Origin of the sequence: Salinicola tamaricis (genome assembly GCF_003006155.1) — a bacterium.
GTDB lineage: Bacteria > Pseudomonadota > Gammaproteobacteria > Pseudomonadales > Halomonadaceae > Salinicola > Salinicola tamaricis.
This window is the reverse complement of the sequence record NZ_CP023559.1, coordinates 2181692-2202390: the sequence shown is the minus strand read 5'-3', so window position 1 is coordinate 2202390 and position 20699 is coordinate 2181692. Positions and strand designations below refer to the sequence as shown.

At 62.3% G+C, this 20699-nt stretch carries 16 protein-coding genes and 2 pseudogenes; 10 read left to right on the top strand and 8 right to left on the bottom strand.

The window, feature by feature from the left end; all coding sequences use genetic code 11:
• Positions 1-72: 72 nt before the first annotated feature.
• Entirely contained in the window at positions 73-855 is a 783-nt protein-coding gene (locus tag CN538_RS10135; protein ID WP_106419347.1) for an alpha/beta fold hydrolase, read from the top strand.
• Positions 856-985: 130 nt separating this feature from the next.
• Here the strand turns inward: CN538_RS10135 and CN538_RS10130 are convergent, their stop codons facing one another.
• Positions 986-1921, bottom strand: a complete 936-nt coding sequence (locus tag CN538_RS10130) for a LysR family transcriptional regulator (RefSeq protein ID WP_106419346.1) — start codon at positions 1919-1921, stop codon at positions 986-988.
• Between the two features lie 154 nt (positions 1922-2075).
• Here CN538_RS10130 and CN538_RS10125 point away from each other — a divergent pair, with 154 nt between their 5' ends.
• Together CN538_RS10125 and ltaE are read left to right on the top strand one after the other, a co-directional pair.
• Positions 2076-3071, top strand: coding sequence for an MBL fold metallo-hydrolase (locus CN538_RS10125; protein WP_106419345.1), 996 nt, complete (start codon positions 2076-2078; stop codon positions 3069-3071).
• 317 nt (positions 3072-3388) lie between these two features.
• Positions 3389-4402: a low-specificity L-threonine aldolase gene (gene ltaE / locus CN538_RS10120; protein WP_106419344.1), complete on the top strand. Its 1014-nt coding sequence runs from the start codon at positions 3389-3391 to the stop codon at positions 4400-4402.
• Between the two features lie 59 nt (positions 4403-4461).
• On the opposite strand, the gene CN538_RS10115 is transcribed toward ltaE, so the two are convergent.
• Together CN538_RS10115 and CN538_RS10110 are read right to left on the bottom strand one after the other, a co-directional pair.
• Positions 4462-4926 (bottom strand): hypothetical protein, encoded by a 465-nt coding sequence (locus tag CN538_RS10115; protein ID WP_106419343.1) that lies wholly within the window; start codon positions 4924-4926, stop codon positions 4462-4464.
• A 65-nt stretch (positions 4927-4991) separates the two neighbouring features.
• The gene (locus CN538_RS10110; RefSeq protein ID WP_106419342.1) at positions 4992-5855 is read right to left on the bottom strand and encodes a LysR substrate-binding domain-containing protein; all 864 of its coding nucleotides are present in this window, start codon (positions 5853-5855) and stop codon (positions 4992-4994) included.
• Positions 5856-6134: 279 nt separating this feature from the next.
• On the opposite strand from CN538_RS10110, the gene CN538_RS10105 reads away from it, so the two are divergent.
• Together CN538_RS10105 and CN538_RS10100 are read left to right on the top strand one after the other, a co-directional pair.
• Positions 6135-7358 (top strand): TauD/TfdA family dioxygenase, encoded by a 1224-nt coding sequence (locus CN538_RS10105; protein WP_242494966.1) that lies wholly within the window; start codon positions 6135-6137, stop codon positions 7356-7358.
• 47 nt (positions 7359-7405) lie between these two features.
• Positions 7406-8347 carry an ABC transporter substrate-binding protein gene (locus CN538_RS10100; RefSeq protein ID WP_106419341.1) on the top strand — a complete coding sequence of 314 codons (942 nt, stop codon included), beginning with the start codon at positions 7406-7408 and terminating at the stop codon, positions 8345-8347.
• A 225-nt stretch (positions 8348-8572) separates the two neighbouring features.
• Here CN538_RS10100 and CN538_RS10095 read toward each other — a convergent pair.
• A pseudogene (locus CN538_RS10095) lies at positions 8573-9486 on the bottom strand (LysR family transcriptional regulator).
• A gap of 237 nt (positions 9487-9723) precedes the next feature.
• Between CN538_RS10095 and CN538_RS10090 the strand changes: the two are divergent.
• On the top strand, positions 9724-10800 hold the full coding sequence (locus tag CN538_RS10090; RefSeq protein ID WP_106419340.1) for a tartrate dehydrogenase: 1077 nt from the start codon (positions 9724-9726) through the stop codon (positions 10798-10800).
• Positions 10801-10959: 159 nt separating this feature from the next.
• On the opposite strand, the gene CN538_RS10085 is transcribed toward CN538_RS10090, so the two are convergent.
• The 4 genes from CN538_RS10085 to CN538_RS10070 all read right to left on the bottom strand — a co-directional run bounded on the left by CN538_RS10085 (position 10960) and on the right by CN538_RS10070 (position 16327).
• Positions 10960-11733, bottom strand: coding sequence for a PEP-CTERM/exosortase system-associated acyltransferase (locus CN538_RS10085; RefSeq protein ID WP_106419339.1), 774 nt, complete (start codon positions 11731-11733; stop codon positions 10960-10962).
• Positions 11734-11766: 33 nt separating this feature from the next.
• Positions 11767-14526 carry a bifunctional diguanylate cyclase/phosphodiesterase gene (locus CN538_RS10080; protein WP_106419338.1) on the bottom strand — a complete coding sequence of 920 codons (2760 nt, stop codon included), beginning with the start codon at positions 14524-14526 and terminating at the stop codon, positions 11767-11769.
• Positions 14527-14592: 66 nt separating this feature from the next.
• Positions 14593-15762 (bottom strand): OprO/OprP family phosphate-selective porin, encoded by a 1170-nt coding sequence (locus CN538_RS10075; protein ID WP_242494965.1) that lies wholly within the window; start codon positions 15760-15762, stop codon positions 14593-14595.
• A 16-nt stretch (positions 15763-15778) separates the two neighbouring features.
• Positions 15779-16327, bottom strand: a complete 549-nt coding sequence (locus CN538_RS10070) for a type 2 periplasmic-binding domain-containing protein (protein WP_242494964.1) — start codon at positions 16325-16327, stop codon at positions 15779-15781.
• Between the two features lie 564 nt (positions 16328-16891).
• On the opposite strand from CN538_RS10070, the gene CN538_RS26240 reads away from it, so the two are divergent.
• The 4 genes and pseudogenes from CN538_RS26240 to CN538_RS26230 all read left to right on the top strand — a co-directional run.
• Positions 16892-17560: a hemerythrin domain-containing protein gene (locus CN538_RS26240; protein WP_242494963.1), complete on the top strand. Its 669-nt coding sequence runs from the start codon at positions 16892-16894 to the stop codon at positions 17558-17560.
• 51 nt (positions 17561-17611) lie between these two features.
• Entirely contained in the window at positions 17612-19279 is a 1668-nt protein-coding gene (locus tag CN538_RS26235) for a lipocalin family protein (protein ID WP_422917578.1), read from the top strand.
• 195 nt (positions 19280-19474) lie between these two features.
• On the top strand, positions 19475-20209 hold the full coding sequence (locus CN538_RS10050; RefSeq protein WP_106419335.1) for a succinylglutamate desuccinylase: 735 nt from the start codon (positions 19475-19477) through the stop codon (positions 20207-20209).
• 119 nt (positions 20210-20328) lie between these two features.
• Positions 20329-20466 (top strand): annotated as a pseudogene (locus CN538_RS26230) (succinylglutamate desuccinylase/aspartoacylase domain-containing protein); the annotation flags it as partial.
• Positions 20467-20699: the final 233 nt, after the last annotated feature.

The window sequence follows — 20699 nt, the reverse complement described above, 5'->3', positions numbered from 1 at the left end:
ATTTATCTCATTCTATCATCTGGCGATCGCACTCATGATGCTGGCTCCGCTTACCTATTCGGAGTACAAGCCATGACGATCGAAACAGACAACGCCGTTCTTCACGTTGCGGAGCATGGCGCTGGGCAGCGCACGCTCGTGTTTCTTCACTACTGGGGCGGTTCTGGCCGCACATGGATGGAAGTAGCGACGGCACTTGGGAAGCGGAACCTTTGCCTCATGCCGGATCTGCCAGGCTGGGGTCAGTCCGGCCCGTCGCGCAGTGGATATCGGATTGTGGATCTGGCCGAGGCGGTTGGCGGGATGATCGAAGCACGTCAGCTCCGTGATGTCGTACTGGTCGGTCATTCCATGGGTGGCAAGATTGCCCAGTATCTCGCGGGCCAGCGGCCGGCCTGGCTGAAGGAGCTGGTGCTGGTGGCGTCTTCCCCGGCGTTGCCCATGGACATTCCGAAGCCTCAGCGTCTTGCCATGCAATCGGCCTATGACAGCCGCGCGAGTGTCGAAGAGACACTCGATAATGTGCTCACGGAGACGCCGCTCGCCGGGATGGTGCGCGAACGCGCCATTGCCGACAGTTTGGCCGGCGATCCGGCGGCCAAGACCGCCTGGCCCGCTATCGCCATGCTTGAAGATATCAGCGAAACGACACAATGCATCAACGTGCCGACGCTGCTGTTGATCGGTGAGCGCGACCGTGTCGATCCTCCAGCCGTGCTCGCCGACCGGCTCGTGCCCTTTCTACCGACCCCGGAAACACATGAACTGGCGGGCATCGGCCACTTGCTGCCGCTGGAAGCGCCCGTGGAAGTCGCAGGGCATATACAGCGGTGGCTAAACGAGCATCGAGGATAAACGCATACTGTTCGTGCCTGGCCCCACCATTGGGGCCTTTTCGCAGTTGCTTGCCACAGACGAGTACAAGGCATGTTTCCAGGGCATCGATGGCGCCTCCATCCGGCAAGAAATGCCCCTAAGTGTATGGTTAGCATCTGGGCGCGGAACGATCGCTCATGCCCTCGCTGACTTCAACGACCAGGTCGCGAAACCACCGATGAGCTGGATCGTCCCGCATGCGTGGATGCCAAAGCGCATAAAGCTCAAATGAACCCATCTCCATCGGTGGCGTGAACAGATCCAACATGGATTCAAAGCGCCAGAGAAAGCGACCGGGCAACGTACACAGGTGATCGCTGTCTGCCATGATAATCGGCGCTAGGGCATAGCTCTGGACCGATAGACTAACCTGCCGTTTCCGACCCAGCGCCTCCAATGCACGATCCACCGGCCCCGCGTAGCCCCCGCCCTCGCTCGACACCACTACATGCTCAGCGGCGCAAAACTCGTCCAGCGTGACCGGCTGACTTCCCCGCGGGTGACCCCGGCGCTGTGCCGTGACGAACTGATCGGAAAACAGCGTCCGGCCAATCAGGCCCTCGTCTGCCGTACGGGGCAGTCCGATGACCATATCCACGTCCCCGCGATCAAGCGCCGGGGTGATCGTTTCGGGATCCGGCAACACGAACGTAATCCGGGCATGGGGCGCCGCCCGCTTCAAGGCCGTAACAAGGTCGGGGCCAATCATGACGGCAGGGTTATCGTAAGCTGCCAGCACGAACGTCCGGTCGCTCTCTGACGGATCGAAATGGGGAGAATGCCCGATGAACTCGCGCAGATGTCCCAAGAGCGGGGGCAACGTCTCGCCAAGTGCTTCGGCACGAGGCGTCGGCGTGACACCCCGACCCGCCACCGGTACGAAAAGCTGATCGCCGAACAATGCTCGCAGACGGGTCAATCGCCCTGAAAGGGCCGGCTGACTGATTCCTAGACGGTCTGCGGCGCGGCTGACGTTGCGCTCCTGGATCAGGGCTTCGAAGGCCATCAACAGACCAATATCGATATCATTCAAACGGTCGGGCATGAAAGCACGTCTTTTGTGGGGCCTCGCTCACTTCGAGCGTGGGCATGAGTATTCGTGAGGGTTATGCAAGGTATAACCGGCATCGTTTTCTCGCCAGACCCGCCGGCCCCTATGATCTGTCTCTGACACCTACCTGAAACAGGAAGACAGACCCATGATGATACGTTCACTCATACTTTCCACCCTACTGCTGGGTCTTTCAGCCGCAGGCCCCGTCTCTGCAGCCACTACCGCCACTCTGAATCACTCCCCGGGGATCGCCCAACAGGATGAAGGCGCCGATACTTATGCCTTCACTATTGGCAGCGTCCGGGTAACGGCTCTCTCCGACGGCACCGTACCGCAGAACCTTCACAAGATTCTGCACGGTATCACCAACAAGGAGATCGACGAACGCTTGGTGCAGGCGTACCTGACCAATCCCGTCGAAGTCTCCATCAATGCATTTTTGCTAGAGCTAGGGGACAAGCTTGTCCTCGTTGATACCGGCGTAGGTCAACTCTTCGGTTCAAAACTCGGTGGTCAGCTGATCGAGAGCTTGCAGGCGGCCGGCGTAAAACCCGAACAGATCACGGATGTCTTACTCACCCACGTCCATTCCGATCATATGGGCGGACTAACCCGTGATGGCCAGCGCGTTTTTCCCAACGCGACGGTCCATGTGGGTAAACCGGATGTCGACTTTTTCCTGGATCCTCAAAATGCAGAACAGACCGACTATGATCAGCATTACTTTGACCAGGCTGAAACGATCCTCGAACCCTATGTCAAAGCCGGGAAGATCGACACCTTCGATAAAACTACCGAAGTACTGCCAGGCCTGACCGCTTCCCTTCATCCGGGGCATACGCCGGGAAGTGCATTCTTCACATTGGAAAGCGAGGGTCAGACCCTTACCTTCATCGGCGACATCGTTCATGTAGCGGCTGTTCAACTCCCCGATCCGTCCGTGACGATTGCCTATGACGTCGATCAGAAGAAGGCGAGGAAAGTCCGCACAGCAGCCTTCGCCGACTTTGCCAAGCATCGAAACCTGGTGGCCGTGCCGCATATGCCTTTCCCTGGCATCGGTCATATTCGCAAGGTCGGAGAGGGCTATGAGTGGGTGCCTATCAATTATGGAAACCGAAAAGTGACGGCAACGGAGTAATTTGAAAGTAGACGCTCAGGCTTCCACCTAACATCGCGGTTACGATAGGCGGGATTTGGATGGAATCCATATCCGATTTTTCCCTCTCATCCTGCCTATCTTATAAAGCGGCAGGTTCACCACACGCCAACATTTGTCGCCAAGCTCGCCGGATGGGAATACCCAGACAGCGAGAACCATGCGGCCGCTCGCGTATCACATCGATCGCGGCGCGCTAGCGACGGTTATGCCTAACCTGAGTCCTGTGCGCACTCGCGGCGTCACGCAATGGAGTAAAGTCACCCATCGACTCCGACAACTTTTACAAGGCTATCACCATGATCGATCTCCGCAGCGACACCGTCACCCGCCCAAGCGAGGCGATGCGTCAGGTGATGTTCGATGCCCCGCTCGGTGACGACGTCTGGGGCGACGACCCGAGCGTGGCGCGCCTGGAAGCCTATACTGCCGAGCGCACCGGCAAGGCGGCAGCACTGTTCTTCCCCTCCGGCACCCAGAGCAATCTGGTGGCGCTGTTGAGCCACTGCCAGCGCGGCGACGAGTACATCGTCGGCCAGCAGGCGCACACCTATCGCATGGAGGGCGGTGGCGCCGCGGTGCTGGGCGGTATCCAGCCGCAGCCGATCGAGAACGAGGCCGACGGCACCTTGCCGCTGAAGAAGATCGAGGCCGCCGTCAAACCGATCGATCCACACTTCGCGCGCACGCGCCTGCTGACACTGGAGAACACCTTCCACGGCCAGGTCCTGGACGCCGGTTATGTCGAAGCGGCCACGACCCTGGCACGGCGCTTCGGCCTGGCCACCCATCTGGACGGGGCGCGGATCGGCAATGCGGCGGCGGCGACCGGCGCCAGCCTCAAGGCGCTGTGCAAGCCGTTCGATACGATCTCGATCTGCTGCTCGAAAGGGTTGGGGGCGCCGGCGGGATCGGTGCTGGTCGGGTCTGCCGACTTCATCGAGACGGCGCGGCGCTGGCGCAAGGTGGTCGGCGGTGGCATGCGCCAGGTCGGCATGCTGGCGGCGGCGTGCGAGTACGCGCTGGAGCATCAGCTCGCGCCGCTGGTGGAAGACCACGCCAAGGCCGAGCGCCTGGCGGCGGGCCTGGCGGAGATCGAAGGCATCACGGTGACGGCACAGGCCACCAACATGGTATTCGTCGAGTTCACTCGCCCGGCGCTCGACCCTGCCGATCTGCACGCCTGGCTGAAGGCGCGCGACATCCTCGTCGGCGCGCTCTACGCGCCGCGCTTCGTCACCCATCGCGACGTCTCCGAAGCGGATATCGATCAGGTGGTGGACGCCTTCGCGCGCTATTTCGCCAGCCACTGATCAGCCAGTCACCGCCCCGGCCGACTCGCAGCGTCGGCTAACGCGCGCCGGCACGCGCCTCAGTCGACCCGGGTGGACGAGCCGGAAGCGGGACGCGTCGGCGTGGAGCGCGTAGTCGTGGTGGTGGTCGTTGTGGTCGAGCGGGTGGTGGTCGAGCTGGCGCCCGGCCCGCCATCGCCGCTCGGCGCATCGGGATCGCAGACCCGTCGCGCGGTGGAGATGGTGGTGCCGCCGTCACGGCCGTGGCAGATCGTACCGCCGGCCGAGTCGTCACGCACCGGCGGCGGATTGGGCGCGGTATTGATGCCGGGCACCACCTGAATCTCCAGGCGCCGCGGCACGTAGTCTGCGCGCCCGTCGTGGTTGTTGTCGGGCAGATACACACGCTTGCCGGTGTGCGGATCGACACCGGTAACACCCTGCGCCAGGGCGACGCCGGCCGCGGGCAGCGCCGTCATCAGGGCCAGGCCCAGCGTCAGTGCCGCCGTGGCCAGCGGGCGGCGGGATCGCGATATCTTGGACATACTCCACCTCGAAGTTGGCGGGAAAGGCCTTCAGCATAGCCCACCTGGACAGTGGCCGGCTCGGCTCAGTGAGCCGCCAGCAACCAGTCCCACAGCGCCGCTGCCGGGGCGCGTAGCTGGCGGCTGGCCGGGCGCACCAGCCAGAACGCCTCGTCGGTGGCCATGTCCAGGACGAAGGGCGCCACCAGATCGCGGCTCGCCTCGAGCAGCCGGCGATGCGAGAGCGCAATCCCGCCGCCGTAGCCGGCCAGCGCCAGGGTGGTCACGTGGGTATCGCAGATCATCGCCCGGCAGCGATTTTCGAGCCCCGCAACACCCGCCAGGGCCAGCCAGCTCGGCCAGCCGGCGGCGAACCCCGCAGCGTGCAGCAGCGTCTCGCCAGCCAGGTCGGCGGGCTCGCGCAGGCGCTGGGCGAGCGCTGCGCTGCATACCGGCAGCAGGCGCTCCTCCCCCAGGCACCGCGCGGTGAGATCGGGCCACTCGCCGTGACCATAGCGCAGCTCCATATCCGCCCCTTCGGCACCGAAGTCATCCGCCCAGATGGCACTCACCAGGCGCAAAGTGACATCCGGGTGCGCCTGCTGGAAGCGCAGCAGGCGCGGCGCCAGCCAGGTCTGCTGAAGTGCCGGCGTGGCGCGCAGGGTGACCGGCGCATCTGGGCTCGGCCCGAATACCTCGGCGGTGCCTTCGGCCAGCCGCGTGAAGGCATCCTGCACGCTGGGCAGCCAAGCGCGCCCGGCCGGCGTGAGCGCTAAACTGCGCGGATGGCGCACGAACAGCGGCTGCCCGACGCGATCCTCGAGCAGCCGAATGCGCTGACTGATCGCCGACTGGGTGACCCCCAGTTCACGCCCCGCGGCAGTAAAACTGAGCGTGCGTGCGGCCGCCTCGAACGCATGTAGCCAGAGCACCGGGGGTAGCTGGGACATAGCGACTCTCTTGTAGGATGGGGATCGGCAGACGGCCTTACGCGCCGGCTGACATACGATGTCGGGCGTAGACCACGCTTTTGGCTGAAATAAGCCCAGCATTAGCTCAGCTTGGCCTTAGCCGATAGATTAATCGTTTGTCACGCTTTGTCACTCTCCGCATCCTGTATCGATACCGCGAGACGTGAGGCGTCGCCGCGCCCCTTCACTCGCCTATCGCTTATCCGCTCATTCTTCATTCGCCCACAAGAGATGGCCACGCCATCGGGAGTTCGAGTCTTGTCATCCGGTAATGCCTTCCACACCGCTTCTGCCGCGGACGCCGACACCCGCGTCGAGATGGCCGAGCTGCGCCGCTATCGCCAGGGCGAGGGCGCGCCCGACGTCGCCCTGGTGGAGGCCAGGCGGCAGTCACGCCGGGTGGTGCTGACCTGGGCCGATGGCAGTCGCGGCGAGTTCCCCCAGCGCTGGCTGCGCGATCACTGCGCCTGCTCGGCGTGCCGCCACCCGCTGACCCGCGAACGGCTCTACTCGCTGCTCGACGACCCGCTGTGGACAAATCTCGGCAGCGACGACGCCGTGGCCGAGCTGGAAGTCGCCGCCGAGTGTCTGAGCCTGATCTGGGCCGACGGCCATCGTTCGTGCTTCGATGCCGGCTGGCTGCACCAGCGCCGTCCCGGCCAGGCGCTGGACACTCTGCTGCCCTGCGCCGAGCCGTGGCAGCCCGGCTTCGCCCCGCGGCACGTGGCCTATACCGAGTTCAACGACAGCCAGGCCGGGCGCCGCCGCTGGATCGAGGCGCTGCTGCGCGACGGCCTGGTACTGCTCGACGACGGCCCGCGCGAGCCGGAAACGGTTTCCCGCATCGCCGAGCACATCGGCCCGCAGCGCGCCACCAACTTCGGCGCCCGCTTCGATGTGCGCTCGGTACCCAATCCGAACAACGCGGCCTATACCGCGATCGGCCTGGAGCTGCACACCGATCTGCCCAACTGGCGCCAGCCGCCGGACATCCAGTTGCTCTACTGCCTGGAGAACGACGCTGAAGGCGGCGAGTCGAGCTTCACCGACGGCTTTGCCGCCGCGCGCGAGCTGCGCCAGCGCGACCCGCAGGCGTTTCGGATGCTCAGCGAAACACCCATCGACTTTCGCTTTCAGGACGATGGCCACGATATCGCCGTGCGCCAGCCGGTCATCGACCTGGATACTGCCGGCGAGCCGCGCGAGATCCGTTTCAACAACTGGATTCGCGATACCCTGAGCCTGCCGCTGGCGCAGATCGACGCCTGGTACGACGCCTACCACACCTTCTGGCAGGTGCTGCGCGAGCCACAGCGCCGGGTCGAGCTGACCCTGGCGCCGGGGCAGATGGTGGCGTTCGACAACCGCCGCGTGCTGCACGGGCGTCATGCCTTCGATCCCAACACCGGCAAGCGTCATCTTCAGGGCACTTATCTCGACCTCGACATGCTGCAGTCGCACCTGCGCGTGCTGACACGCTGAGAGAGCGCACCACCGCTAGCCCTTACCCGCTATCAAGGAGAACGACAATGAGATATGCGACCACCCTGCCCGCCCTGCTGCTGGGCGCCTACCTGAGCCTGAGCGCCATGCCGGCGGCCCAGGCCGCGGACGACACGATCGTCTTCGGGGCGCCAGCCTGGCCCGGCATCAGCGTCAAGACCGAAATTGCCAGCCAGCTGTTGAGCACGCTCGGCTATCGTCCCAAGACCGAGGAGATCGGGCTGCAGGTCATCTACCAGGGCCTGGACAGCGGTGATGTCGACATCTTCCTGGGGGCCTGGCTGCCGGCTCAGCAGCCGATGCTGGCGCCGCTGGAGGAGAAAGGCAGCGTGCGCCGCCTGGCCACCAATGTGACCGGCGCGCAGATGACCCTGGCGGTGCCCGAGTATATCTACGACAGCGGCATCACTTCTTTTGCCGACCTCGACGCCCATCGCGACGAGTTCGGTGGTGAAATCTACGGCTTCGGTGCTGGCTCGGCGGCGAGCGAGATCCTGCACAAGGCGATCGACGCCGACACCTGGGGGCTGGGCGACTGGACGCTGGTCGACACCAGCACCGTGGGCATGCTCAGCGCGGTCAAGAGCCACATCGACAACCACGAGCCGATCGTGTGGGTCGGCTGGAAGCCGCACTGGATGAACTTGGAATTCCCGATGCACTATCTGAGCGACAGCAAGAATCTGTTCGGCAAGGGCAACGGCGCCAGCGACGTGCGCACACTGATCGCCAGCACTTACGCCAAGGCGCATCCCAACCTGGTGACCTTCTTCGATCAGTTCACCTTCTCCTCGGCAGAGCAGAGCTGGATGATCCAACAGTACGGTCAAGTCGGCGAGTCGCAGCAGGCGGTGGCCAAGGCGTGGATCGGCGCGCATCCAGAGCAGGTGCGTGCGATGCTGGAGGGCGTCAAGACCACCGCCGGCGAGCCCGCCTGGCCGGCAGTAAGGGCGGCATTCTCGCTGTGATCCACATCGGCTGAGGCCGGGCGCCGGACGCGCTCCGCCCCACAGCAAAAAAGCGTTACATTTTTTCGAGATTTTTTTGATCCCGCCGGGAACTAACCGACACAGCGGCACTCTGAGTAGGTGTTCCCTTGAATGATCCCTTACTTGCCCACCATCCCCTGGTGGGCATTTTTTTGTCTGGCTGTTTTGCCGGGCCATACCCGAGCAACACGCTGCGTACCCAAGCTAGGGTAGCGGCGGCACCCGCCCCGCCATTTCCGCCACCATGAATTCGGCAAAGCGCTTGACCCGCAGGCTCTCGCGGGCACGCGCGCTGTAGAGCAGATGGAAATCTGCGGCCACGCCGCGCCATTCGGGCAACAGCTCGACCAACTCGCCGCGCGCGAGCAGCGCATGCACGTCCCACCAGGAGCGCAACAGCACACCATGGCCATCACGCGCCAGCCGAGTCATCGCCTCGCCATCGTTGCTGGAAAGCCGGCCGTGCACGCGCACGGTGCGCTGTTCACGTGGATCGGCTTTGGCCTCGAAGCGCCACAGCGGATAGTCGGTGTCGTTCTCGCGGATCACCAGACAGTCGTGCTGGGCCAACTCTTCCGGCGCACGCAGCGGTGGCCGGCTGGCCATATAGGCGGGGGCGGCGCACAGGATACGGCGGTTGGCGAGCAGCCGCCGAGCGACCCAGCGCGCATCCGGCGGCTCGCCCACTCGGATGTGGATGTCCACGCCCTGGGCGTCGAGCCCGCGGGGGAAATTGCTCAGCTCCAACTGCAGTGAGAGCTGGGGGGGCAGGCGGCGAAGCGCGACAGCAGCGGCGCCACATGGCGTCGACCGAAGCCGAAGGTGGCGTTGACGTGTAGCCGGCCGCTCAGCGCCGAGCCCTGCTCGCGCAGCGAGTTCTCGAGCTCGCCGAGATCGTCGAGGATCAGCGCGCCGCGCTGCAGGTAGCGCTCCCCCTCGGGGGTGAGCGTCAGGCGCCGGGTGGTACGGGTCGCCAGCGCCACGCCCAGCCGCAGCTCCAGCTGCTGCAGCCGCTTGCTGACCGCGGAGAGTGATAGCCCCAGCTCGCGCGCCGCCCCGGTCAGGCTGCGCGCCCGGGCGATATGCTGGAAAAAGGCCAGATCGTCGAGCGCCGCCACACCATTCTCCACCTGTATTCAACAATGGCTTGCATGATAGCCCGATTATCGCCGCGGCGAGAGGGCATACACTGCAGGCATATCTGCAGGCAGGCACGCGAGTCGCGCGCCTGTTTCCGGGGTTCGCGCACTTCACCATCGAGGTCGCCCGGGTCGACGGCAAGGACCTGCCCTGCGCTCCCGAGGGACGCCCGCCGACGCGCTCCATCCTCTCATCGACTTCATGAGGTAATCCCCATGGCTAGCCAGACCCATCGCATCGCCGTCATCCCTGGAGATGGCATCGGCACCGAAGTGGTGCCGGAAGGCCTGCGCGTGCTCGAGGCCGCTGCACGCCGTTTCGACATTGCGCTCGAGTTCGAGACATTCGACTTCGGCAGCTGCGACTACTATCTCGAGCACGGTCAGATGCTGCCGGACGACTGGTTCGACACCCTGTCGCGGTTCGACGCAATCTTCTATGGTGCGGTGGGTTGGCCGGAGAAAGTGCCCGACCATATCTCGCTGTGGGGCTCGTTGCTGCAGTTCCGGCGTCATTTCGACCAGTACATCAACCTGCGCCCCTGCCGGTTGATGCCGGGCATCAAGAGCCCGCTGGCCGACCGCCATCCCGGCGATATCGACTTCTACGTGGTACGCGAGAACACCGAGGGCGAGTACTCGAGCATCGGCGGCAAGATTTTCGAAGGCACCGAACGCGAGACGGTGATGCAGGAAACGGTGATGACCCGGACCGGAGTGGACCGGGTGCTCAAGTACGCCTTCGAGCTGGCCCAGAGCCGCCCGCGCAAGAAGCTGACCTCGGCGACCAAGTCCAACGGCATTTCGATCACCATGCCCTACTGGGACGAGCGGGTGAAGGCGATGGCCTCACACTACCCCGAGATTGGCGTGGATCAGTTCCATATCGATATCCTGACCGCCAATTTCGTACTGCATCCGGACTGGTTCGATGTGGTCGTCGCCAGCAACCTGTTCGGCGACATTCTCTCCGACCTCGGCCCGGCCTGTACCGGCACCATCGGCATCGCGCCCTCGGCCAACATCAACCCCGAAAGCAAGTTCCCCAGCCTGTTCGAACCGGTCCACGGCAGCGCCCCGGATATCGCAGGCAAGGGCATTGCCAACCCAATCGGCCAGATCTGGTGCGGCGCGATGATGCTCGAACATCTCGGGCACGACGCTGCTGGCGCGGCCATCGTCGGCGCCATCGAGCGCGTGCTGGCCAGCGACGACCGCACGCTGCTCACCCCGGACGTCAAGGGTCAGGGCACCACCGAAAGCCTGGGCCGGGCGATCGCCGAGGCACTCTGATCGCGAGGCGACCGGCAAGCCTTGGGGTAGCGGCGCTACGCCGGGGCGCGCGACGGTAGGGGCCGGTCAGCAGTCAGCCAACGGCATGGATGGAAGCACGAGCAACATATGCAGCGTCTTGCATGACAAAGCGCTGCAAAAGAGCCGGCACGCCTGACATCACCGTCCAAGGGCAATCGCTCTTGGTCTCGACCGGAAATTCTGCCTGAATTGACCGGCAAGAGAGTGGGCGATTCGGCTGTAGAAGCGAGCGAGCTCATCCTTGAGGTTCTCCCGAGCTCGATGCTGATCGACATAGTAAGCCGCACGTATGCCGTTGAACTGCTGCTCGGCACCGATCTGGAGGAAGTTCAAACCAAAGCGCCTAAGCAATCGGGCCAATCGGGGCTCCATCAACGCGAAGGCGTGCTGTCGATCCAGCAAACCGATCATCACGGTCGACGCCAGATAGACCGAGACGCCCAACAACGACGCCACTTTATAGTCCTGCTCTGAGGAGGGGAATCCCGACTCCGCCGCCCCCCAATGATCGTCAGTCGCACGCTTTTTTCGGTATTTGCCGAGTATCGCAGCTCTGGACACTTCACAGACCAATCGTCGAGGTAGATTGCAGGGCGTCAGCAAAGGATTGACGAAGTATCCCGCAGCATTCGACTCAATGGGCATCGAGGCCAGTATCCCGTGATCTCGGCCGGGGTAGATGACCCGAATGCAAGCGACTGCCTCGGCCGTGTCGCGCCGCCTGACCAGACAGTGCAGTGCGGACTGATCGAAGGCGTCGTATTCGAGACCGCGCTGCGGATCGCCGGGCATCTCGTGTCCGAACTCGCGGGTGTAGATCTGATAGCGCAGGCGATATACCTGATGTCGCTCCTGCTCGCTTACCGCCAAGACAAACTCGAATCGATCATTGAACTGATCGTACAGGCTCATATGGTCCCCAAACGTCGCACACTGAAAGCTGCGTTAACTGTCAGGAAACGCCTTTTCAGGGCGCCCCACCCAATATCCCTGAACATAGTCAATGCCGTACATCTTGAGAATGTCGTAGACTTCCTGTCTGTCGACGAACTCGGCGACCGTATACTTACCGAACCCCTTGGCGATTTCAGCAATACCCTTTACGATCATCTGACTCCTTCTGTTTTCCGGAAGATCGCGGATAAAAGAGCCATCGATCTTGATGTAGTCAGCAGGCAGCTGATCCAAGTAATAGAAACTACTGAACCCAACGCCAAAGTCATCCAGCGCTATTGCACAACCCATTTTCCGGATGTCTTGAAGAATCGCTCGCGCCGTCGCGAAATCCGTCACTGCCGCTGTTTCCGTTACCTCGATGATCAGCCTTTCTGGTGCCACGTCATTGGCACGTAACTGCTGTTCCAGGAAATCGGTCAGCGCCTCGTCTCTAAGCGATTGGCCCGAGACATTGAGTGCAAATCGTATCGATGAGCTGGGCATCGATCGCATCATGTTCAAGCTGTTCGAAATTACCCAGCGATCAATCGCGAGAATCTGACCACTTCTCTCCGCCACAGGGATAAACAGGCCAGGAGAAACGATCTCCCCGGTGTCCGACGAGATCATACGCAGCAAAAGCTCATAGTGCTCCGCTTCGTTCCCACTGACACTTCTGATCGGTTGACGCCAAAGTTCGAAGCCATCGTTTTCCAGGCTGTATCTTATCTGCTCTTCCCAATAGACGCGCTTTTGCAGTGACTCCCGATCCGCACTGGATGACAGTAGATGCCACCTTTTCAGGGCATCCTCTTTTGCGCGATACATTGCAAAATCGGCGCTAGCCATGAGTTCTTTTGGCGACCCACCATTTTCCGGATAGCAGGCAATACCTATACTGGCGACAGCACGATACTTTTGTCCATCCACATCAAGACTGATTTCATCCAGACTCAGTATGATTTTTTCTGCCACCTCGACGGCTCGTTCTGCACTCGCGTTCTCCAGCAACATGGCGAACTCATCACCGCCAAGTCTCGCCACTAAGCCGATATGACCAAGTTGATCGCGAAACATGTCGGAAATCATGACGAGCAATCTATCACCAGCCTGATGACCACCTAACTCGTTCAACTCCTTGAACCGGTCCAGATCCAGATAGAGCATGGCCCCGCTATTGTGCGGTGTGACGGCTCTGGCCAACGCTTCTTCGAAATAACGTCGATTATAGAGTTCGGTCAAGGGGTCACGATGGGCCAACCAGGCAAGCCGAATCTCGGCATTCTTGCGTTCCGTGATATCCACCCCAACGGACACCATCGCGCCCGGTGCGCTCGACCAGGATACGAGCGGCGCATGACTCCAGGTAATCGCTTTACTCGAGCCATCCAGCGCATGCAGTTCGCTCTCTTCAGAGCGCCCCGGGAGTGACGACAAACCCCATTCACCACCCAGAGGCAAGAAACAGCTCTTGAAAGATTGTCCCATCAACTCGTCACTCACCTTGCCGACCATGAAAGCGGCATAGCGATTGGCCAGCAGTATCTTGTCGTCACCATCATGGACGACGACCAGAACCTGGGCAGAGTTCATGAGATTATTGACGAGATCCCGCTCCCTCTCCAACGCATCCACCTGGTTTTCCAGCTCGATGCCTCGAGACTTTACCTCCATTTCCAGGGCTTCCAACTGGAAGGAAAGCTCGACGGCCGTATCGGAAAGCACGTCGATCTCATCGCGGGCCTTGCCGGAATAGTGGCGAGAGATTCGTCCTCTAACGTCCTCGAACTCCCCTTTGGCGAGGCCGGGAAGGTACAGGCTGAGCGTGCGAATTCTTCGTGTAGGGCGCCACAGAATGAGCAAAAGAAAAGCTTCGGCCCAGAGCCATCCCGTCACGCTGGCCAGCGCAACAGATCGCGTCGAGGCTTTTATTTCAGCCAACTGTTGCGTCACATTATCGAAAGAAATGAAATAACCACCCCCGCCACCTGATGAACCGGCCTGGTTCAACGCGACGGCGCCAATCATGTACTGCTGCCTTCGAAACTCGATACTGCGATGGCGTTTCACGAGTGCTGGTAACGACAAGTGGCGCGACGCCTCGCGCAAGAGAGGCAGGGTCTCGTCGTAGTGGGTCATCGCCAGTACCAAGGAGTTCCAGGGCAGCAGCCGATGATCAGCGCGCAGCCCCGTCTTCTCCAAATTGACCTTTCCCTCGGACAGCAGCGCCAGGTCATCACCAGAGCTTCTCTGGAACTCTCCCATCACATCGACCAGTGATCTGGACAGCAGCAAAACGCCGGCGTTGTCTCCCTCGACCAAGATGGGCACGGCGACGTATTGGCGGCACGTCATCTTACATATCAATCTATCGTCAGGGCTCTCGCTGGCAATGATGTTCATCAGCCAGCTTTTTTCGGGCGGTACTTCAGGGGCTTCGCTATAGAGTCCACCGTAGGTCGCCAGATGCTCGCCTTGCACGTCGTATATCATCAGCTCATCGACACCAGCATCGAGCTGCAACGTTGGCCACTGGGAGCTAAGAGCCTCTGAAATCGGCACGTTTCCTTCTTGGCTCAGTGAGACTTTCATAGCTTCCGAGGCCGCAACGATGGCGGCTAGCTGTTTCAGCTCCGACGCGGAGCTACGCAGCGCCACGCTGATCTGGTGGCGCTGCCTCTCTTGATTGGCCAGTTGGTTTTCGTCGAACTGTGCCATGAGGCTCCGGTAGCTGATCCAACTGATCAGCAAGGCCAAACTCACCAGCACCAGGCTCGTCAGCGCAAAGGCTTTCCACTTCAGCTGACCGGTACGGCTTCTCCTGCTTGCTCATCATCAGAAGCTATACGAGGTCTGGAAAAGAAGCATATTCCAGCGCCTGACCGTCTCCTCATCACTCTCGTTGTCCTGTCTTGGGAGCCATGCCGTGCCATCGACATGATGCCATTCTGCCTGCACCATCCATCTAGAACTGGGTGACCATCTAATGCCGGTCGTCAAGTCTCGCGCGAATCGAGAGTAGCTCGGCCCTCGACCGTCACTCGCATAGCGTTTACCCTCCCGGTCGTTTCTATCGCTCACCGTCTGATCATAGCGAAGCAACCACTGCCAATCTGGCGTCAGGCGGAACTGATACTGCACATACCAACTTTCCCCGTCGGTAACAGCGTTATAAATATCGTTGTCAAAATTTCTCAGCTCCTTGTGCTGATATTCATACTCGGCCGTCAAACTCCATCTCTCTGCATTGTACTGCGCAGACAATATGACCGGCTGAAAGATAAAGTCGCCTCTGGCACTCGGATTCTGCCTGGACTGGAACGCTGATCTGACTCTGGCAGCGCTGACCCCAAGATTGATACGGCCGCCATCGTGGGCGTAAAGTAACTGTAAAATAGTGGAGAGCTGCCCATCCAAGGAGGGCTTGGTCGGAGATAGGGAAATTTCGGCATCGCCATTGACCTGAGGAATACCTAGCCCGCCCTGGACATATAGTGTGCCCTTGGAGAACCTTTCCTCGTCGTACACCGTGATGCCGTCGGAGGCCAGACCGAGCGAACGGCTCCTATCAAAATAGATGGACTGCGGCAACAGAATACCGGCGCGAGTCGAGGGTACGTCACGGGTTTGGTTATAGATGCCAAACGGATTCTTGAACCTGCCTACCTGGAGTCCAAGAACGCGTTCCTCTTCCGAGAGAAGTTGATAGTCGATGACGCCATAGTCGAGAGTCGGCTGCCAGGCATCGCCATAGCCCCCAGCTTTCCTACTCAGCACCTGCCCCGCCACCAGCACATTGCTGCGTGGCCGAAAAGAGGCATTGAGCCCCAGCTCGGTGTACTCCAGGCTGCCGGTGTCACGACTGCTCGGGCCGAAGAAGTCGTTGTGATCGGTCAAGATCAGCGCCTGGCTCATGAAACCATGAACCTGAAAAGTGTCCGGCATCTCCATCGCCTGGACCTGGGTTGCCAACGTCAAACCGAGCGCGCTCAGCCAGCTTGGCACGGCGCTTCGCAATACGTTATTCAATGTCGAGCACCCGAACTTGATTCGTCAGTTCTGAACGGTAGGCGTAGCCGATACCGCCGGGCGTGGAGGCTACGGCCTCGAGCATCGCCGAGGCCGTAGCGACTTCGTTCGGTGCCTGTCCGGTGCCGGAAAAAACGGCCCTGTCCCAGGCCAGGCGAAGTTGATGGGGGTAGACACCGAGAATCTTCTTGGCAAAAGCCTCATGCAAAGGGGCGCCGTCCGGTAACACGAAAACGTGCACCGCCTGGCCATCGGCCAGGGTGCGTTGGCGCATGGCAAAGATCGCTCTGACGGTTTCCAGCGATAGAGAGGTCTGAATGACTGACGGATTGGCGATCAGGACCACCATAGGATCGTCGCCACGACTCTTGACGGTGAAGAGAAGCGCCGCGACGAGGCAAAGACAGGCGATCAGCGATTGTCGCATGTCATGCAACCCCGCCACCCGATCCCCTGGAAGCTTATTGTTGGTCTGCTCATCGCCAAGGACACGTTCGACTCCGAAATTGACCGCCGCGCTGCCGCAATGCTGGTCTACCATGCCACCCCTTGTGGAGACGCTCCTCCAGCGTGACTTGGACTTCTCACCCCTAAAATAACAGCTTGTATCATTTTTATCTCATCGAGGAACCTGCCAAAGATAGTCACCAAAACGTCAAGAGAAATGAGACTGCTGCCCAAGGCAGCCCACGCATCCCAAGGCTCGTTGGAGATAGGCGGTGAGACAAGAAAAGGCCGGCGTGGCAAAGCGTCGCGTAGCGCGGGCCACAGCCGTATAGCGTCGAGAGGGCTCGTCTATTCGTATCGGGCGCCCCGGGTCCGGCCATATCACCGGCCATGTCACCGATAGTGCCGCCGGTGATGCCGCCGTGCGGCGGCGGAATGGCGGGCGAGCGTGCGAGGGGGCCGAGCATGACCTAACCTAGAGGCATGATGCGGCGCATCGCGCTGTGGGTCGCGACCGACCCGGCGATGCGTGGCGGCGGCTTTGGCACCGCGGCCCATCATGCTGCCCCCGGACGACCCCAAGGATGAGGAAGACCATGACCATTTTCGAAGCCCTGCGTGAAAGTCACGACAAACGCGCCAGCTGCTGGACCTGCTGGTGAAGACCCACGGCGACAGCGAAGGCCGCGACGAGCTGTTCAAGCGTCTGCGCGCCGAGCTTGAGAATCACGCCGCCGCCGAGGAGCGCGCGCTGTATATCCCGATGATGGAGTACGACATGACGCAGGAGAAGGCGCGTCATAGCGTCGCCGAGCATCATGAGATCGATGAGCTGATCGAAACCCTGGAAAGCACCGAATACGATTCTCCGGGCTGGCTGGCGAGCGCCAAGAAGCTGCAGCATCTGGTGACACACCATCTGAAGAAGAGGAACAGGAAGTCTTCCAGCTCGGGCCGCGTGCTCGGCGATGCCGACAAGACCTCGCTGGCCCAGACCTACCAGCAGGAGATGGAGGCGCGCCGCGCAGTTGACCCAGCGTACCGGCAGGCGTCGCCGCCCTTGCTTCTGGCGCGGCGACGCCGCTTTCTGCCCTTTTCCTACTATCTCCCCTTTTCTACTACTTCCACCTTTTTCATTTTCTCTCATATCTCCTTTCCCTTCTCATGGGTATCGTCCTGCAAGACTCGCGGCATGACCCATCACCGGTTCGGCATCACGATCGTTCTTTGCGCCCCGCTAGCGGCTTCCGTCGGCAGTCGTGGCAGCGCCGAGAGGATCGTCCGGTATTGCAACTTTGTCTCATTTGGGCAATCTATTAGGATTTAGCGAACCTCCGCCACGCCGAGCCGTGGCGCTGCTGCCGCCCAACAAGGATGGATCCTGTGCTGCTGCCTTCGAGTCTGCCCGTTATCCGCGCCTGACCTGGCTCGCGCCCTTCACGCTGCTGGCCGGCTGTACCGGCGTGCCGGAAGGTACTCAGCCGGTCACCGATTTCGCATCGACCACTATCTCGGCCAGTGGTACGAGATCGCTCGCCTCGATCACGGCTTCGAGTCGGGTCTCGAGTGCGTCACCGCCAACTACAGCCTGCGCGACGACGGCGATATTCGGGTCATCAACCGCGGCTACGACCCCAAGGAGCAGCGCTGGGAGAGCGCCGAAGGGCGTGCCAGCTTCGCCGGCGAGCCCGATGTCGGGCATCTCAAGGTCAGTTTCTTCGGCCCCTTCTATGCCGGTTACAGCGTGCTGGCGCTCGACCCGGGCTATCAGCATGCGCTGGTGGCGGGCCCCGACCGCGACTACCTGTGGATACTCTCGCGCCAGCCGACCATGCCCGCGGCCACCTACTCGGCCTATCTCGATCGCGCCCAGGCGCTGGACTTCCCTGTCGACGAGTTGATCAGCGTCGAGCAGGACCCGGCGCACTGTCCACCACAGCCCGACACCCCTCGGGGGCTGACGCCCGATCAATGTGCGCCCCGAGCCCGTTCTCTTGCCGTCAAGGAGCTTCGCCATATGGACATGAACCGTCGCCACTTCCTCGGTACCGGCGCGGCGCTCGCCGCCACCGCCGCGCTCTCGCCCACGGCCTGGGCGCAGGACGCAGGCCCGACCCCGAGCCGCTATCCCGATCCGGCCTGGGAGGTGCTGGACGCGCGCTTCGAGCCTTACTATCTGTTCAACACCCCGCTCGAACGGCACTGGTCCGGTGGCCTGTGGCTGGAAGGGCCGGCGTGGAACGCGGTCGGGCGCTACGCGGTGTTCAGCGATATCCCGCGCGCCCGGCAGATGCGCTGGGACGAAGCCAGCGGTAGCGTCAGCGTGCTGCGCGAAGGGGTCGGCCATGCCAACGGCAATGCCTTCGACCATCATGGACGTCTGGTCGTCTGCGAACACTCGCCGGCGCGGGTGGTGCGCTACGAGTGGGACGGCAGCGTCCGCGTGCTCGCCAGCGAGTTCCAGGGCAAACCGCTCAATGCGCCCAACGATCTGGTGATCCTGCCCAACGACGGTGTGATCTTCACCGACCCCGGCTACGGCGCCCATGTCGATTACGAGGGCAGCAAGCGCGCGCTGCAGCTAGCGCCGGCGATCTACTACGTCGACGACACGCTCGATGCGCCGCAGCGGCTCAGCGACGAACTGGCCAAGCCAAACGGCCTGGCGCTCTCCGCCGATGGCCGCTACCTCTATGCCAGCGACACCGCCCCTTCGCACTTCCCCGAGCTGCCCGCCTCGGTGTCGCGTTTCGCCCTTTCCGAGCAGGGCCGCGCGCTGGGCGCGCGCGAGATGCTCGTCTCCAGCCACGACGAGACCTACGACGGCATCGCCCTGGATGTGGATGGCAATCTGTGGGCGAGCGTCTCCGGCGGCGAGGGGCGCGACGGCGTTTCGGTCTTCGCCCCCGACGGTGAACGTATCGGTCGTATCCGCCTGCCGGAGGTATGCGCCAATCTGTGCTTCGTCGGCGCCCAGCGCAACCGCCTGCTGATGACCGCCAGCCGCTCGATCTATACCCTTTATACCAACGCTCGCGGCGTTTGAACTGGGGCGTGGTGCGAGTCAGTATCGGGCAGCCTGGAGGTCGCGGCGCTTTCAAGATGCGGCCGCGCTTTTTCAGTCTGTCGACGGCCGCGCTTGTCGCGGCCGGGCAAGCGGGTAATCTGAGTGCACACCCTGTAACACCGAGGCCCCGAGTGATCGAACCCGGTATCCGTTTTCCGCGCGCGCGTGACGCTCATGTCCCTGCTCGATGACTGGCTGGCGCTGACCCTGGACGGGAGCGCCCATGCCCACCAGGGCGAGCTCGCCGGCGGGCGCTATCGCACGCTCGCCCCCGGGGTGCTCGAGCTGACCCCGACCCGCCCCGCGCCGCAGGCGCGCAGCGTGGTGATCGCGGCGGGTATCCATGGCAACGAGACCGCGCCGATCGAGCTGGTGGGCGAGCTGCTCGCCGCGCTCGAGGCCGGGAAGATCACGCTCGGCGCCCCGCTGCTGGTGATTCTGGGCAACCTGCCGGCGATCCGCGCCGGCACGCGCTTCGTCGAGACCAATCTCAACCGGCTGTTCCGGCACGATCTGGCAGCCGAGGGCGACGAGCCCGAGCGCGCGCGCCAGCTCATGCAACGGGTCGACGACTTCTATGCCCGTCATCCGGCGCGCCCGCTGCATCTCGATATGCACACCGCCATTCGCGACAGCCGCTATCCGCGTTTTGCCGTGGTGCCCTTCACTGAGCAGCAACCGACCTCACACTGGCCGGCGCTGGCCGGCGCCGGAATGCAGGCAGTGCTGCTGCAGCATCAGCACAGCTGGACCTTTTCGCACTATTCGCGCCACTATCATGCCGCCGAAGCCTATACCCTGGAGCTGGGCAAGGTGCGCCCGTTCGGTGCCAACGATCTCGACGCGCTCGACGGCATGGCGCCACTGGCTGGCATGCCTGGCCGCAGGGCAGGCGCCCGAAGCGGGTGATGTCGAGGCGCTGCGTTTCTTCCAGGTCGCGGTGGAGCTGATGCGCGACCACCCCTCGTTTCGGCCTCACCTTTGCCGAGGATGTCGCCAACTTCACCGAATTCGCCCCGGGCACGCAGCTCTGCGAGGATGACACCGGTGGCGGCTTCGTGGTCGGCCCCGAGCCGCTGGCAGTGGTCTTTCCCAACGCCCGAGTCGAACTCAACGCCCGCGCCGCGCTGCTGGTGCGGCCCTGCGCCGCCCCCGGCGACGGTTGAGGCCGAACGATCGACAGCGACGATATCCCACGCGGATATCCAACAATGACAACATAGCCGCAGGAGCACTTTTGAATGTCACATACCTACCGCCTTTCCACCGTCTCGGGCCGGCCAGCGCCGCCTGCCTCTACAGAGGTCTCTGGCACCCGGCGCCGAAGCTGATAGAATCGCCGCATTTTTCTTAGCGCCCATTCCGGGATTTCGTTTCTCAGCCCGGCAGGGAGCCGCCC